This window comes from Pseudomonas sp. PS02303 (assembly GCF_029959925.1).
Classification (GTDB): Bacteria; Pseudomonadota; Gammaproteobacteria; order Pseudomonadales; family Pseudomonadaceae; genus Aquipseudomonas; species Aquipseudomonas mandelii.
Window position 1 is genome coordinate 1 of record NZ_JASCOM010000557.1, and the last position, 545, is coordinate 545.

Below are 545 nucleotides of genomic sequence, written 5' to 3' on the forward strand. Positions count from 1 at the left end.
GCCGAAAATTCGATAATACTCAATTAAGAGCAACTCACAAATTTTACCTTAGCCTGATCCGTTACCAGTGAAAGTAACGTTCAGTCTATCTTTCTATCACATACCCAAATTTTTAAAGAACGATCTAATCAAAGACTAGAAATCAATATTCACACCGGAATATTCATTTCTAAACTCTAACAGCAGAAGCAGTTATATGGTGGAGCCAAACGGGATCGAACCGTTGACCTCCTGCGTGCAAGGCAGGCGCTCTCCCAGCTGAGCTATGGCCCCATAACAAAATTGGTGGGTCTGGGCAGATTCGAACTGCCGACCTCACCCTTATCAGGGGTGCGCTCTAACCAACTGAGCTACAGACCCAATTTCGAGCGCGCAACTGTTAGCTTGGAGCTATCAGCTTGGAGCTTAAAGCTGCTTCTATCGTCTTCTTCAATGAATCAAGCAATTCGTGTGGGAACTTATGGAGCAGCTGATGTCGTCGATTAAGGAGGTGATCCAGCCGCAGGTTCCCCTACGGCTACCTTGTTACGACTTCACCCCAGTCA

The 545-nt window shown here is 46.2% G+C and carries 2 tRNA genes and 1 rRNA gene; all 3 read right to left on the reverse strand.

Annotated elements, in window-relative coordinates:
* Positions 1–197: 197 nt before the first annotated feature.
* Positions 198–273 (reverse strand) — tRNA-Ala (locus QMX98_RS34825).
* Positions 274–283: 10 nt separating this feature from the next.
* A tRNA-Ile gene (locus tag QMX98_RS34830) sits at positions 284–360 on the reverse strand.
* A gap of 123 nt (positions 361–483) precedes the next feature.
* Positions 484–545 (reverse strand): 16S ribosomal RNA (locus tag QMX98_RS34835); the annotation flags it as partial.